Here is an 857-nt window from a genome sequence, read left to right on the forward strand (position 1 = left end):
GCCACGATGAGCCAGTTCGCGACGAGCGAGGAGCCGCCGCACACGATGCCGACCCCGCCGTGCGCGCGCATGCCCTGGCGACCGCGCGGCTGATCGACGACCCCGACGACGACTTCGGCGCGGCGATCCGAGAGGCGCAGCGGATCGTGGCGCTGCAGGCGTCTCCCGCTCCCGCGGAGGGCTGAGGCGTGCTGATCGGCGAGGTCGCGGCGCGCTCGGGCATCAGCGCGCGCATGCTGCGGCACTACGACCGCATCGGCCTGCTGTCGCCCAGCGAACGCACCGCGGGCGGGTACCGGGACTACTCGGACGCGGATCTTCGCCGGCTGTTCCACATCGAGAACCTGCGCTCGCTCGGCCTCCCGCTCGCGGACATCCCCGCGGCTCTCGCGGACGACGCCCGCGCGCCGTCCGACACGATCGAGCGGCTCCTGCATCGCACGCGCGCGCGGCTCGCGGTGCTCACCGAGCTGGCGGAACGCCTCGAACAGGTGCGGTCGGGCGAGCCGCGGGACTGGTCCGACGCCCTGCGCATGGTGGAGCTCCTGCGGGGCCTGGAGGCGCCGGACGCGTCCGCGCGGCAGACGCTCGCCCTCACCGCGGACGCCGACCACGCGTCCACGGCCGTCCTCGTCGCGGCGCTGCTACGGGAGGATGACCTCAACACCGCCGGGGCCCTGCTGTGGGCGGTCGCGCGGGCCGGGGACGATGCCGTGCCGACGCTGGAGCGAGGACTGCACGACGCCGAGGCCGCGCGTCGTCACCGCGCAATGCGCGCGCTGGAGAAGCTCGACACACCACGGGCGCGGGCCGCCCTCGGCGCGCCGATCGAGCACCCCGACCGGGCGATCGCGGCC

Annotated in this window: 1 protein-coding gene and 1 pseudogene; both read left to right on the top strand. The window is 75.5% G+C overall.

What is annotated here, in order from left to right; translation table 11 throughout:
* Positions 1-185 (top strand): annotated as a pseudogene (locus tag DW299_RS19365) (hypothetical protein); the annotation flags it as partial.
* A gap of 3 nt (positions 186-188) precedes the next feature.
* Positions 189-857 (top strand): MerR family transcriptional regulator (locus DW299_RS03690; RefSeq protein WP_136035730.1); only part of this gene is annotated, 669 nt, incomplete at its 3' end.

Origin of the sequence: Microbacterium sp. K35, assembly GCF_004794375.1 — a bacterium.
GTDB lineage: Bacteria > Actinomycetota > Actinomycetes > Actinomycetales > Microbacteriaceae > Microbacterium > Microbacterium sufflavum.